The 13,548-nt window shown below is 70.4% G+C and carries 11 protein-coding genes; 4 read left to right on the forward strand and 7 right to left on the reverse strand.

What is annotated here, in order from left to right:
• Positions 1-20 precede the first annotated feature (20 nt).
• Positions 21-1,649, reverse strand: coding sequence for an ABC transporter permease (locus tag ACWGO0_RS00735; RefSeq protein ID WP_453525846.1), 1,629 nt, complete (start codon positions 1,647-1,649; stop codon positions 21-23).
• Complete coding sequence (locus tag ACWGO0_RS00740; protein ID WP_453525849.1) at positions 1,646-2,569, reverse strand: ABC transporter ATP-binding protein; 924 nt, start codon at positions 2,567-2,569, stop codon at positions 1,646-1,648. Before ACWGO0_RS00740 ends, ACWGO0_RS00735 begins: the two co-directional genes overlap by 4 nt.
• Positions 2,570-2,635: 66 nt before the next feature.
• Between ACWGO0_RS00740 and ACWGO0_RS00745 the strand changes: the two genes are divergently transcribed.
• Positions 2,636-3,157, forward strand: a complete 522-nt coding sequence (locus ACWGO0_RS00745; protein WP_453526379.1) for a GbsR/MarR family transcriptional regulator — start codon at positions 2,636-2,638, stop codon at positions 3,155-3,157.
• An 81-nt stretch (positions 3,158-3,238) separates the two neighbouring features.
• On the opposite strand, the gene ACWGO0_RS00750 is transcribed toward ACWGO0_RS00745, so the two are convergent.
• The gene (locus ACWGO0_RS00750) at positions 3,239-3,463 is read right to left on the reverse strand and encodes a hypothetical protein (RefSeq protein WP_453525852.1); all 225 of its coding nucleotides are present in this window, start codon (positions 3,461-3,463) and stop codon (positions 3,239-3,241) included.
• Between the two features lie 27 nt (positions 3,464-3,490).
• Positions 3,491-4,339: a diacylglycerol kinase gene (locus ACWGO0_RS00755; RefSeq protein WP_453525855.1), complete on the reverse strand. Its 849-nt coding sequence runs from the start codon at positions 4,337-4,339 to the stop codon at positions 3,491-3,493.
• A 185-nt stretch (positions 4,340-4,524) separates the two neighbouring features.
• On the opposite strand from ACWGO0_RS00755, the gene ACWGO0_RS00760 reads away from it, so the two are divergent.
• Positions 4,525-5,808 carry an adenylosuccinate synthase gene (locus ACWGO0_RS00760; RefSeq protein WP_453525858.1) on the forward strand — a complete coding sequence of 428 codons (1,284 nt, stop codon included), beginning with the start codon at positions 4,525-4,527 and terminating at the stop codon, positions 5,806-5,808.
• Between the two features lie 64 nt (positions 5,809-5,872).
• Here ACWGO0_RS00760 and ACWGO0_RS00765 read toward each other — a convergent pair whose 3' ends face one another.
• On the reverse strand, positions 5,873-7,402 hold the full coding sequence (locus ACWGO0_RS00765; protein ID WP_453525861.1) for a substrate-binding domain-containing protein: 1,530 nt from the start codon (positions 7,400-7,402) through the stop codon (positions 5,873-5,875).
• A 277-nt stretch (positions 7,403-7,679) separates the two neighbouring features.
• Between ACWGO0_RS00765 and ACWGO0_RS00770 the strand changes: the two genes are divergently transcribed.
• Positions 7,680-8,564 (forward strand): glycoside hydrolase family 19 protein, encoded by an 885-nt coding sequence (locus ACWGO0_RS00770; RefSeq protein WP_453525864.1) that lies wholly within the window; start codon positions 7,680-7,682, stop codon positions 8,562-8,564.
• A gap of 78 nt (positions 8,565-8,642) precedes the next feature.
• On the opposite strand, the gene dnaN is transcribed toward ACWGO0_RS00770, so the two are convergent.
• Positions 8,643-9,758, reverse strand: a complete 1,116-nt coding sequence (dnaN, locus tag ACWGO0_RS00775; RefSeq protein ID WP_453525867.1) for a DNA polymerase III subunit beta — start codon at positions 9,756-9,758, stop codon at positions 8,643-8,645.
• A 349-nt stretch (positions 9,759-10,107) separates the two neighbouring features.
• On the opposite strand from dnaN, the gene ACWGO0_RS00780 reads away from it, so the two are divergent.
• Positions 10,108-11,547 (forward strand): helix-turn-helix domain-containing protein, encoded by a 1,440-nt coding sequence (locus ACWGO0_RS00780; RefSeq protein ID WP_453526382.1) that lies wholly within the window; start codon positions 10,108-10,110, stop codon positions 11,545-11,547.
• Here ACWGO0_RS00780 and ACWGO0_RS00785 read toward each other — a convergent pair.
• Positions 11,537-13,522 (reverse strand): Ig-like domain repeat protein, encoded by a 1,986-nt coding sequence (locus ACWGO0_RS00785; protein ID WP_453525870.1) that lies wholly within the window; start codon positions 13,520-13,522, stop codon positions 11,537-11,539. The genes ACWGO0_RS00780 and ACWGO0_RS00785 overlap by 11 nt on opposite strands.
• Positions 13,523-13,548 lie beyond the last annotated feature (26 nt).

Below are 13,548 nucleotides of genomic sequence, written 5' to 3' on the forward strand. Positions count from 1 at the left end.
TCCCCGGCTCTCGACTCATCTCAGGTCAGGACGTCCCGGCGGCGCAGAGCCGTCAGACCGGCGGCTATCAGGGCCGCCGCCCCCACCGTCATCAGCAGCACCGGGGTCCACGCCATCTCCGTCCCCGGCAGCTTCGGCAGGTGGCCGAACGGGGACAGGTTCATCACCGAGCCGGGCAGGTCGAGCGCCGGGCCGATCCAGCCGATCAGCAGGCAGGCACCGACCACACCCCAGGCCGCGGGTGCCGCCTTGGGAAAGGCCCCGTACAGCAGCACCGCCAGTCCGCCGAGGAGCCAGATCGCGGGTAGCTGGACCAGGGCCGCGCCGAGCACCGCGCCGAATTCCTGGCCGTATCCGACGGCCAGTCCGAGGCCGCCCGCCAGCATGACGACGACCGCGCCGCCGAAGGCGATCACCAGGTGACCGGCCGCCCAGCGCAGTCGGCCCAGCCGGTTCGCCAGGAGTGGTTCGGCGCGCTGCGAGGTCTCCTCGCTGTGGAGGCGGAGGACAGAGGCCACCGCGTACAGCGCGGCCATCATCCCCAGCATGCCGACCATCGCGGCCAGGAACGCCTGGGTCATGGCCTCCTGGCCGCCCATCCGCGCGAAGATCTCCTTGGCCTGCTCGTTGTCGCCGACCAGGTCGGCCGCGCCTTCGGCCATGCCGCCGAAGACGACGCCCGCTACGGCGAAGCCCACGGTCCAGCCGAACAGGGTGCCGCGCTGCAACCGCCAGGCCAGACCGCCCGCCGTGGCGAGCCGGCCCTCGGCCGGTCCCGGGCGGGCCGGCAGGAAGCCCATGCCCATGTCGCGCCGTCCTGCCAGGGTGTACGCCGCCGCACCCTGGCCCGCGATCGCCGCGACGGCGAGCAGCAGCACCCACCAGCGTTCGCCCGCGTAGGGCCGCATGTTCTCGGCCCAGCCGATCGGTGAGAGCCAGGTCAGGAGCGACGATCCGTCGTTGGTGCCGGAGTCTCCTGCCGCTCGCAGCAGGAAGGCGAGGCCGACCACGCCGCCCGTCATTCCCTTGGCGAGCCGTGCGCTCTCGGTGAGCTGCGCGACGATCGCCGCCATGGTGGCGAAGACCATGCCGGTCGCGCCGACCGCGAGCCCGAGTGCCAGAGCTCCGGTGCCGCCCTGGCCCGCGAGGCCGCCCGTGATGAGCAGGGCGACCAGTCCGTTGGCGACGAGGGCGGTGCACAAGGCCGAGGTCAGCGGGGCGCGTCGCCCCACCATGGCGGAGGAGAGCATCTCCTGACGACCCGTCTCCTCTTCCTCCCGGGTGTGCCGGGTGACGATGATCAGGCTCATCACGGCGGCCAGCGTGGCGGCGAAGACTCCGAACCGCCAGGCCACCAGTGCGCCGACTGAGTCGTCGAAGACCGGTCCGTACATGGCGCGCAGCGAACTGTTGGCAGTCATGGACCGGGCTGCCTCGGCACGGTCGGCCGGGGTGTCGTACAGCGTCTCGATGGACGAGCCGCCGCTGACGACCATCAGGGTCAGTACGAGGACCCAGACCGGGAGCATGACGCGGTCCCGGCGCATGGCCAGCCTGAACAGTGGCTTCGTGCCGGTGAGTTGGCCGGCGGGTCGGCCGGTGGGTCGGCCCGCGCCGCCGGGGCTCCGTACCGCGAGGTCCGCGGTCATCGCGCGATCACCTCTTCCGCGGCTGTGGAGTCGGTGTCCTGGTAGTGGCGGAGGAACAGCTCCTCCAGGGTGGGCGGGGTGCTGGTCAGCGAGCGCACGCCCGAGGTGGTGAGCGAGCGCAGCACGGCGTCGAGCTTGTCCGTGTCGACCTGGAGCCGGACGCGCCTGCCCTGTACGTCCAGGTCGTGGACGCCGGGCAGGTCGGCGATCCCGTTGGGCGAGGCTGCCAGTTCGGCGGTGATGCTGGTACGGGTCAGGTGCCGCAGGTCCGCGAGGGAACCCGTCTCGACGGTGACGCCCTTGCGGATGATGCTGACCCGGTCGCAGAGGGTCTCGATCTCGCTCAGGATGTGCGAGGAGAGCAGCACCGTCTGCCCGCGCTCGCGGGCCGCCTCCCGCACGCAGTCCGTGAAGACCTCTTCCATGAGCGGGTCGAGCCCGGAGGTCGGCTCGTCGAGGATCAGCAGGTCGACGTCGGCGGCGAGTGCGGCGACGAGGGCGACCTTCTGGCGGTTGCCCTTGGAGTAGGTGCGGCCCTTCTTCGTGGGGTCCAGTTCGAACCGTTCTATGAGCCGGGCGCGCCGCTGCTTGTCGAGCCCGCCGCCGCGCAGCCGGCCGTAGAGGTCGATGACCTCGCCGCCCGAGAGGTTGCGCCACAGGGTGACGTCGCCGGGGACGTACGCGATGCGGCGGTGCACCTCCACCGCGTCGTCCCAGGGGTCCCTGCCGAGGATCTGGGCGGAGCCCGAGTCGCCCCGCAGCAGTCCCAGCAGGACCCGGATGGTCGTCGACTTCCCGGCGCCGTTGGGCCCGAGGAAGCCATGGACCTCACCGGTCTCGACACCCAGGTCGAGGCCGTCCAGCGCATGTGTCCGCCCGAACGACTTGTGCAGTCCGGCTACGGTGATCGCCTTCGTCATGTTTCACAACGTACGCTAGTTTCATAAATTTGTGAAGTTAAAGAAACGTGTAAAATCCAGTGCATGATGACGAGCGAAACCGGTGAGAACAGCGAGATCGGCGTGGACGCGCGCAACGACGAGGCCGTGTCGCGGTTCGTCGAGCGGTTCGCGGCCGACATGACCGAGGCGGGCATGCAGCGCATGGCCTCCCGCGTCTTCGCGGCCCTCCTCGCGGACGACGACGGCTCGATGACCTCGGCCGAGCTCGCCCTCGCGCTCCAGATCAGCCCCGCCGCCGTCTCCGGCGCCGTCAGCTATCTGACCCAGGTCAGCATGGTCAGCAGGGAACGCGAACCGGGCTCCCGCCGCGACCGCTACCGCCTGCACAGCGAGATCTGGTACACCACCTTCGCGAGCCGGGACCGCGTGCTCACCCGCTGGGAGGAGACCCTCAAGGAGGGCGCCCGCACCCTGGGCGAGGACACCCCGGCCGGAGTCCGCCTCGCCGAGACGGCCGAGTTCTTCGAGTTCGTACAGTCGGAGCTCGCCGGGATGATGGACCGCTGGCGCGCCCACCGCGCGTCCCCGGGCGGCAAGGCGGACTGACGGGCTCTCACAGCCCGAACGGCAGCTCGGACTCCCCCTGCCTCCGCTGGATGTGCCGGACGGCGCCGCCCGTGAATCCCGTCAGGACGAGCGCGAGACCGCCGATCCCGAGGGCGCCGACGACGTCGTGGGCGGCGGTGTCCCGCAGCTCGGAGTCGTACAGGCCGTGGCGGCCAGCAGCGCCGTTCCCGTGTCGGCCCAGCGGCCGGCCCGCCGCCGGTAGCGTCGCAGTGCCTCCGCCGTCTCCGGCAGATCGAGCGCGCTCGCGGCCGCCGGCGCGGCAGGATCTGCCTCCGGCTCGGACATGTGTGACACGTTCCCCCCTGGGCCGGATCAGCCGACCACCGCCGGAAGTATCAACGACCACGCTCCCGCCCGCACCGTCCACGTCCGGGTGCGGACCGGGCCGGTGACGTTTATGTCGGCCCGGTAGCGGAAGTCCGCGCCGGAGACCGTGACGGCCTTGGCCTCCCTGGACTCCGTACGGCCCGGTGCGGTGTGGATCACCACGTCGACCAGGCCGCCGTCGCCCTGCGCGGTCACCGATACGCCCTCGACGGGGCGGTCCAGGTCGTTGAGCAGCACGCCGTCCGCCTCCACCCGCAGACGGTGCGTGCGCGGTGGCGTGTGGGCGCCGGACGGTGCCGGGCGGACCAGGGACGCCACCAGCGAGCGGCAGGTGTCCCAGACCGCCGTGACGCCCGTGTGCGGGGTGCCGGAGGACGGGGGCAGGGCGGGGATGCGCAGCGTGCCGAGGACGACGCCGTCACTGTCGTCGACCAGCAGGTCCAGCCTGCGGCCCGTGCCGTCCAGCGCCGAACGGGCCGCGGCCACCGCGCCCCGTGGCACGCCGAGGGCATGGGCGAGTTCCAGGGTGTGGGCGGCGCCGACCGGGACCAGGGAGAGGGCGCCGTCGGACAGCTCGCGCTCCCGGTGGAGATGGGCCACTGCGCGCAGCAGCGACCGGTCGTCGCCGACGACCACCGGCCGCCTCCCGCCCCGCCTGGACAGGGCCCGGAGGAACTCCTCGGGGGTGTCCGGAAGGCAGATCTTGGCGTGCGAGCCGGCGCTCAGCACATCCTTTGCGATACGGACGGACTCGCCGTCGGTCCGGCGGGCAACCGGGTCGATGAGCACCAGAAGCTGGTGGTCGCCGTCGCCGGGGGGCTCTGCAGCCGACACCTCGGTCCTTCCTCGGGTAGCATCTTGGTGCAAGAGCCCCTTGCGCTATTGCGCCAGGGGCTTCGTCTATTCCGGGGCACCCGGTTCGACGGCTCAGGCTTTGCCGTACATCGTCGTGCGGCAGGTACACCTTTACGTACGCCCCCTGACCTTGGACATGCCCCGCCCGGAAGGGGTGTACGCCTGTGCCCGCACTTGTGCTGCTCGGTGCTCAGTGGGGTGACGAGGGCAAGGGGAAGGCCACCGACCTCCTCGGTGGATCCGTGGACTATGTGGTGCGTTACCAGGGCGGCAACAATGCCGGCCACACGGTCGTCGTGGGCGACCAGAAGTACGCACTGCATCTCCTCCCCTCGGGGATCCTGTCGCCGGGGTGTACCCCGGTCATCGGTAACGGCGTCGTGGTCGACCCGGCCGTGCTGTTCTCCGAGCTGAACGGTCTGAACGAGCGAGGCGTAGACACGTCCAAGCTTCTGATCAGCGGTAATGCTCATTTGATCACCCCGTACAACGTCACGGTCGACAAGGTGACGGAACGCTTCCTCGGCTCCCGCAAGATCGGTACCACCGGTCGCGGTATCGGACCGACGTACGCGGACAAGATCAACCGCGTCGGTATCCGGGTCCAGGACCTCTACGACGAGTCGATCCTCGTCCAGAAGGTCGAAGCGGCCCTCGAATTCAAGAACCAGCTCCTCGCCAAGCTCTACAACCGGCGCGCGATCGAGTCCGGCAAGATCGTCGAAGAGCTGCTCACCTACGCGGACCGGCTCAAGCCGTACGTCTCCGACACGACGCTGATCCTGAACAACGCCATCGACGAGGGCAAGGTCGTCCTCTTCGAGGGTGGCCAGGGCACGCTGCTCGACGTCGACCACGGCACATACCCCTTCGTCACCTCGTCGAACCCGACCGCGGGCGGCGCCTGCACCGGTTCCGGCGTGGGCCCGACGAAGATCAGCCGCGTCATCGGCATCCTCAAGGCGTACACCACGCGCGTCGGCGCCGGTCCGTTCCCGACGGAGCTGCTCGACGAGGACGGCGAGGCGCTGCGCCGCATCGGTGGCGAGCGCGGTGTCACCACCGGCCGCGACCGTCGCTGCGGCTGGTTCGACGCCCCGATCGCGCGGTACGCGACCCGGGTCAACGGTCTCACCGACTTCTTCCTCACGAAGCTGGACGTGCTGACCGGCTGGGAGCAGATCCCGGTGTGTGTCGCGTACGAGATCGACGGCAAGCGCGTCGAGGAGCTCCCGTACAACCAGACCGACTTCCACCACGCGAAGCCGATCTACGAGATGCTGCCCGGCTGGTCCGAGGACATCACGAAGGCGAAGACCTTCGACGACCTGCCGAAGAACGCGCAGGACTACGTGAAGGCGCTCGAAGAGATGTCGGGCGCGCCGATCTCGGCGATCGGTGTCGGCCCCGGCCGCACCGAGACGATCGAGATCAACTCCTTCCTGTAGAGGCGGAGTCTGTCGAAGGGCCGGGGCGGCTGGGAGGTTTCCAGCGGCCCCGGCCCTTCGACGTTCAGTCCTCGCCGCAGATCCGCAGGCCCTTCGGGGTCGCGCACGGCAGGTGGCCGTGGGTCCGGATGACGTCCTGGCCGCTGCCCCGGCTGAGGTAGCCGAGGAAGCTGGAGGTCAGCGAGTCCGCGGGCGGCTGGCCGTAGCTGTACGCGTACTCGATCTCGCGGTACGGGTAGGTGCTGCTGCCGATCGTCTCCACGGACGGGGTGGTGCCGTCGATCGCGAGCTGGTGCAGTCCGGTCAGCTCGGTCCCGGAGCGCAGTTCGCTGTAGCCGATGGCTCCGGGGAGCTTGGCCACCGTGGACAGGACCTGCTCGGTGCTGTCGAGTTCGCAGCGGGTGACCGATGCCTGCGGGTCGTCCTTGGTGGCGCAGTCGCGGGAGGACTGGGCGGGTTCGTTGCGGCCGAGTACGCGCCGCTGGAAGACCTCGCGGGTGCCGGAGTTGGCGTCCCTGCTGACCAGCAGGACCTTCAGGTCGGGGCCACCCAGGGCCTTCCAGTTGCGGATCTCGCCCCGGTATATCTTCCGGACGTCGGCCAGGGACAGGTCGCGTACCGGCACCTTGTCGTTGACGACGAGGGAGAACAGCGAGACCGCGACACGGGTCTCGCGCAGCTGCGGGTAGCCGTCCGGTTTCGGCCCGTCGGAGAGGGCCACGAGGGCGGGTGAGCCGGACTTCGTGGACTCGGCGCCCTTGTCGGCGAGTTGCCGTATCCCGGCGTTGGAGCCGTGCGGGTCCACGTTCACGGTGGAGCCCTCGCACTCCTTCTCGTACTTGTCGGCCAGTTCGCGTACGACCGGGGCGAAGGCGGTGGAGCCGGTCACCGTCAGCGTGCCCTGCGCGCAGCCGATCGGCGGCGGGCTGTCGTCCCGTACGAGGATGATCGAGGCGAGCGTGACGACGCAGACGGTCAGGGTCACGGTGATCAGCCGCGCGGCCCGGCCGAACAGCGGCGGCTTCTCGTCGGGGCGCACGGCCTTGTTCGGGGCCACCACGCCGTCCCGGATGCCGCCGGTGATGGTGATGGGGCTGCCCACGTGGCCTCCGGTGAGCACCACGAGCAGCTTGAAGTGTTCGTTGCGGTTGAGCGGTACGCGTGGCAGCCGGATGAGGGTCCCGCTGTGCCGCATCCCGCCGGCCGGGGTGAAGTGCTCCATCAGGTGGTCGGCGCCGGGTGACTGGGTGACCGCTATCCCGCGGACGGTCCGGCCGGTGAACTCGACGGTCAGTCCGTGCAGTTCACGACCCGTGTAGTCGCTGTCGGCGATGGACTGCGAGCCGTCGTTCTCCACGCGCAGGAGTACGAGCGTGGCATCGGCCATGTCCGGCGTCTCGTTGAAGAGCCCGAGCCGCACATTGGCCCGGCCCTCGCTGACGTCGCGGCCGATTGGGGTGTCCATCTGGACCCGGTAGCCGATGTGTTTGCGGCGGGGCACCCGGCGCTCGTACCAGAGCACGCCGGCGGAGGCCAGGACACCCAGTACGGCGGTGAGCACGGCCACGATGTTCTCGGCGCTGAACCACTCCACGGCGTTCTCGCACTCCCCCCGACGCGCACAGGCGTGCGCCTGGCGCGGCCATCATTTTGCGCCACCGTATGCGCGCGGTAAGGGAGTTGGGGGTCGGGGGGATGTCCCGTCGACTGAAGTTCGCCCGTTGTTCGTCGGGGTGGCTGCCGCGGTGGCTGCCGGGATTCGCCAACCTTGGTCTAGACCTTGACAGGTACAGACCATTCCGCTTGAGTGACGGTCACCCCCCATGGCGGCGCACGGTCAGCCGTAGCGCCGCACCGAAGGAGTGATCACCTTGATCAGACGCGTCATGAGTCTGCTCACCGCGCTGGGCGCGGTCATCGCGACGATCGTCATCCTCCCCGCCACTACGGCCGCGGCGGCCACCTGCGCCCCGGCCTGGAACGCCTCGTCCGTCTACTGGGGCGGCGGGACGGCCTCGTACAACGGGCACAACTGGTCCGCGAAGTGGTGGACCCAGAACGAGAGGCCCGGCACGGTCGACGTCTGGGCCGACCAGGGCAGCTGCGGCGGTACGGACCCGGGCGTACCGAACCCCTCCGGATTCGTCGTCAGCGAGGCGCAGTTCAACCAGATGTTCCCGAGCCGGAACTCCTTCTACACCTACAGCGGCCTGACCGCGGCACTGAGCGCCTACCCGGGCTTCGCCACCACGGGCAGCGACACGGTCAGGAAGCAGGAGGCGGCGGCTTTCCTCGCCAACGTCAGCCACGAGACCGGCGGACTGGTCCACATCGTGGAGCAGAACCAGGCCAACTACCCCCACTACTGCGACACCAGCCAGCCCTACGGCTGCCCGGCGGGCCAGGCCGCCTACTACGGCCGCGGCCCGATCCAGCTCAGCTGGAACTTCAACTACAAGGCCGCGGGTGACGCGCTCGGCATCGACCTGCTCGGCAACCCGTGGCAGGTGGAGCAGAACGCCTCCATCGCCTGGAAGACCGGTCTCTGGTACTGGAACACCCAGAACGGCCCCGGCACCATGACGCCCCACAACGCCATGGTCAACAGCCGCGGCTTCGGCGAGACGATCCGCTCGATCAACGGCAGCCTGGAGTGCAACGGCGGCAACCCCGCCCAGGTCCAGAGCCGCATCGACAAGTACCGCGCGTTCACCCAGATCCTCGGCACCACCCCCGGCTCGAACCTGAGCTGCTGACCAACGACCCCCACCCGGACGGGGGGTGCGACCGGCTCCGGCCGGACGCGCCCCCCGCTTCGGCGTCCGGACCCGCGACTACACCAGCGACGGCTTCACCGACATCAGCAGGTGCTGGTGCGTGGCGTCACCGCGCGACGGCTCGCCCGTGATCATCGCGCGCTGCCCGGGCCCCAGTAGATGCAGCCGGACCACCGGCTCCTCGAAGGAGGTCAGCGCGTCCAGCAGGTACGAGGGGTTGAACGCCACCGTCATCCCGTCGGCGCCCTCCAGCGTGGCGGGCAGCAGCTGCGCGGCCACATCGTCCTCGTACCCCGCCTGGAGCAGCACCGTGGCGTCCGCGGCCGAGAAGGTCAGCTGGATCGGGCTGTCCCCGTCCGCCACCACCGACACCCGCTTGACCGCCTCCACGAGCCCCGCCCGGTCCGTCACCGCGAGGGCAGGGTCCGCCATCGCGAACAGCTTGTCGTGGCGCGGCAGCCGCCCGTCCAGCAGGCGCACCGTCGTCCGCATCCCCGCGTGCTCGAAGCCGGCGGAGCCGGAGTCCAGCGCGACGCTGACGAGGCCGGAGCGGCCCAGCGAGCGCGCGATCTCGGTCAGTCTGCGGGCCGACACCACCACATCGGCGGTGACCTCGGGCGTCGCCGCCTTCCAGGGCAGGGTGCGCACCGCGAAGCGGTAGCGGTCGGTGGCCGCGAGCGTCATCGTCGAACCGTCCAGGCCGAGCCGGATTCCCGTGAGCGCGGGCAGGGTGTCGTCCCGCCCCGCCGCCACCGTCACATGCGCGACCGCCGCGGCGAACTCGGCCGCCTCCACCGCCCCGCGCACCTGCGGCAGCGTGGGCAGCGCCGGATAGTCGTCGAGCGGCAGCACCGAGAGACCGAAGCGGGCGCCGTCCCCCGTGACCGCGAAGCGCGAGCCCTCCACCGCACACTCCACGGCGCCCTCGGGCAGCACCTTGCAGATGTCGAGCAGCCTGCGCCCCATCACCAGCACCCGGCCGGGCCGCAGCGTCTCGGCCTCCACGTCGATGCACGCCGAAGCCTCGAAGTCGAGCCCGGAGATACGCAGTCGGCCGCCCTCCGCCGCGAGCAGGAGTCCGCCGAGCACGGGCACGGGCGACCGGGTGGGCAGCACCCGGGCCGCCCAGGCCACGGCGTCGGTCAGTGCACCACGTTCAATGCGGAACTCCATGGCGGGGCTTCTCCTCATCGGTCACCGGAGTACCGACGCTAGGGGACGCCACTGACAATCCCCCGAAACCCTGCTGCCCACCGGGCGGGAGCCGGTGACAGCGACCACCCCCGTGGGCCGCTGCCGCCGCGCTCCCCCCGGTGCCCCCTGCATGCCCGGCTTCCCCCGAAGGCCGGGACACGTTCGGACTCTAGGGCGCCGGGTGGCCGACGGGGAGCTTCACTTCGCCCAACGTGGGACGCGCGGGGTATCAGTTCGCACAGTCGGACCGGTACGCTTCGCTCCGATTTCAGCGGCTTGAACGGAGGAGAAGGTGCACGCGCCGGAGCGGGCCGAGAACGTACTGCGCATGCACCGCCTGGCCCGCATCGGCGGAACGGCGGAGCTGCTGCGGTGGCTCGCCATGCGCGCCGAGGGCTGGGCCGGTCTCCTCGACTCCGAAGGCACCGTGCTCCACGCCGTGGCCACACCGCAGTCACGGGTGCTCCCGGAAGTGCTCCGGGAGGCCGCAACGCTGGCGGCCGAGGGCGTCAGCGTGCTGAAGGACCGGAGCGCTCGCACGTACTCGTTCGAAAAGGACACGTACACCGGGCTGCTGTTTCCCCTCGACGGACCGTCGGGCGCATCCGTCCCCGCCCTCGCCGTCCTCGCACCCCGCCCCCTGCCCGCCGGCCTGTCCACGCTGCTGGCCGACGTGATCATGCCCCTGACCCTGTGCTGGGAGTCCGAGACCGTCGAACGCAAGCGCCGCCGCGTCGACCTCGCCGAGTCGCGGGGGCGGGAAGCGGTGCTGCACCTCCTGATGACCGGCCAGCTGTCCATCGCGCACCAGGTGGCGGGCGCGCTGCGGCCGAGGCTCCCCGATCCGGTGCAGGTGTGCGTGGTCGAGTGCTCGGGCGGGCGCCGCGACGAGGTGGCGCGGGTCTGCGCGGACGTGTCGGGCGGCCGGTCGTGGATCGTGCGGTGCCCGGTGTACGCACGTCATCTGATCCTCGTGATGCCCGCGGGGGACCACGGACTCGACCTGGCCCTCGCCGCTCTCGTGGACGACTGCGTCGTCGGAATCAGCGAGGAGATACCCCTGTCCGACACGGCGACCGGATACCGGCAGGCGTTCCACGCGCTCGCCGTGGCCCGCGGACTCCCCGGCCGCCACTCCCGCTTCGGCCACTCACCGGAACCCGCCCTGGTCGTCGGCGACGCGGGCGCGCGGTGGGCCGACGCCCTGCTCGGCCCCCTGCTGGCCTACCGGCCGAGGCGTTCCCAGGACCCCGGCAGCCAGGAACTGGCGGCGACCCTCGGCTCCTGGCTCGCGTTCTCCTCCGGTGCCACCCAGCACCTGAAGATCCACCGCAACACGCTGACCTCCCGGCTGCGGCTGATCGGTGACCTGCTCGGCCTCGATCTCGACCGGATCGCCGACCAGGCCGCACTCGACCTGGCCCTCCGGGTCCGCGCGACCCCGGCCCGGCACGGACCCGCCGACACGTCTCCGGCGCACGCCCCGGGCCTCGACGAACTCCTGGCCGGACCTGCCCTCCAGACATGGGCGGCGGAGCAACTGCGGGCGCTGGCCCCGGCCGGCGGTACGACAGAGGCGACCCTGCGCACCTGGCTCGCGTGCGAGGGCCGCCTCGGTCCCACGGCGGCTGAGCTGGGCATCTCCGTGCCGGGTGCCCGCAAGCGGCTCACCCGGCTCGAAGCGGTGCTCCAGCGCTCACTGCTCAGAACCCCGAGCGCCCGCTACGACCTGTGGCTGGCGTTCCGGGCCGCTGAGCTCACTTCGTGAAGATGAAGTACTTCCAGCTGCCGTGCGTGGTGCTGTTCACGCTGTCGCCCGAGTACCCGTTCACGTACGAAGGGCGCACACGCATCTTGTAACCGGTGTCGTGCGGGCCGGTCAGCGTGATGTAGGTCCTGCCGCTCGTGCCGAGCTTGAAGTAGTCCGAGCCCACGTCGTACCAGGTGCCCTTGTAGTACAGCTGCAGGGACAGCAGGTGCGAGCGGCCCTTGTAGTAGCTCATGCCCGTGCTGAAGACCGGGTTGGTCGTCTTGTGGAAGAACGCGTACGACCTGGTGCCGATCTTCGCGTTCTTGTACTCCTTGGTGATGGAGGTCGACACCTTCACCCTGGCGTACGCGGTCGACTTCACGGACTTCGGCGCGTAGCGCGAGTCACCCCTGAACACGGCGGTGACGGCGGTGTCCCGCTTCATGTCCACGACGACGGACAGGTTGCCGCTGGAGTTGACCTTGGCCGTACGGACCAGCTTCTTCGGCTTGTCGGCACCGAACGGGTCGACCCACAGCTCGACGACACGGTTCTTGTACGTCGTACCGAGGTGCGCCGTGAACGTGACGTCCTTGCCGTACGAGTAGACCGACTTGTTCCGGTTCAGCGTGAGGCTGGTCTTGGCCCGGGAGACGGCGACGGAGTCGGAACCGGAGGACGCGGAGTGCGTGGCGTCACCGGCGTACACCACCTTGTACGTCACCTTGCCGCCGGAGGGCGGGGAGTTGGTGAACGAGAAGGTGCCGTCCGCCTTCAGGGCCACCGAGCTGGGCGCGGTGCCGTTCGGCGACTCCATGTCGACACGGGTGACCGCGATCCTGGCCCCGGCCGGGAACGGCGTGTTCGACGCGACCTTGCCGGTGACGGTGAGCTTCGTGGCGCGGGCCGCCGTCGACGGGGCGTTCACCGTGACGGTGGTGGCCGACTTGGTGGGCTCGGTCAGGACGCGGAGCGAGAACTGGCCCTGGCTGTTGCTGGACACGGCGAACAGCCGGCTGCCGTTCGGCTCCCAGGCCAGGCCGCCGTCGGCCAGGAGATCCGAGCCGCTGCTCGTCCCGGTGTTGGGGAAGTCGTACTGCCTGACCGGGGTCGAGGCGCCGGGCTTGAAGACGTGCACGTCCGGGGCGTACGAGGAGTCACTTCCCGCCGCGACCGTCCCGTCGGACGCGATGGCCACGCCGTTGGCGTAGTGCTCGGTGGGGTACGTCCCCACCTCCGCGAGGTCCGTGGTCTGCCGGATGAAGTGGCGGTTCGCCACGTCGGCCGTGACGAGGTGGCTGCCGTCCGGGGTGAGCGCGAGGTCCTTGGTATGGCTGTACGAGTCGGTGATGAAGGCGGTGCGGACCGCCGAACCGGTGGCGACGTCGAAGACCCCGAGCAGGCCCGAGGACGTGGTCTCGTCCCCGGCGGCCAGGGTGTTGGGAGCGCCCGGCGTGGTGGCGAGCTTCGGGGCTCCCCGCCAGCCGGACGCGTCGTCCTGGCCCAGGGTCACGACGGGCTCGGCCGCGGACAGGTCCAGCGAGCCGAGGTTCCCCTTGTCCTCGACGCCGTACCCGAACCAGACCTTGCCGCCCGCGAGGGCGAGGGACTCCGGATCGGTTCCCTCTCCGGTCGCGTAGCGGGCGGTCTGTGTGACCGTCTGCGTCTCGAAGGAGACGATGGAGTCGTCACCCGGGACGGCCGCGTACAACTGCCCCGAATCGGCGGACAGGGCGAGCCCGTTCACGCCCGGCAGTCCGGTCAGCGTGGCCTGGACCCGGCCCGCGTAGTCGGTGGCGACGAGCTTGCCGCTGTACGGGTCGCTGATGAAGATCTTCTGGTGGACGCCGTCCACCACGATGTCCCCGGCCGTCATGACCGGCAGGATCGCGCTGCTGTCGGCGGCGGCCGGATTGGCGGCTCCGCCGACGAGCACTACTGAACTGAAAAGGACCGCGAGCGCTGTCGCGGTCGAAATTCTGCGCGTACGCACAGTGTCTGTTACCCCCACGGTAAGAG

This window comes from Streptomyces sp. NPDC055749, from assembly GCF_053617235.1.